1 protein-coding gene is annotated in these 232 nt (G+C 47.0%); it reads right to left on the bottom strand.

The window, feature by feature from the left end:
* Positions 1–232, bottom strand: a 232-nt coding sequence (locus tag KVT27_RS26375; protein ID WP_217582357.1) for a tripartite tricarboxylate transporter permease, incomplete at both ends; no start/stop codon positions are given.

Here is a 232-nt window from a genome sequence, read left to right as displayed (position 1 = left end):
GATTTGGTAGCCATCCAATCTTGTAACAACTGATGAGGATTCACCTGGTGTGTTTAATAGAATCGAAGTTGTTGAACCGCCGTACATGGCTCCGTAATAAACGCCTGCAACTAAGATAATAGAGCTTGTAGCGGCGGCCTCCGTAGGTAAACCCGCTGTAATGGTTGCTGTTACTGTGATTAATAAAGCAACGCCGCTCATTGGACCTTTGCCAGGAAGGACACCAACCGCT

The sequence above is a fragment of the Lysinibacillus sp. GbtcB16 genome (assembly GCF_019091145.1).
GTDB lineage: Bacteria > Bacillota > Bacilli > Bacillales_A > Planococcaceae > Lysinibacillus > Lysinibacillus fusiformis.
Note: the sequence above shows the minus strand (reverse complement) of the source record. Positions and strands in the feature narration are given on the sequence as shown.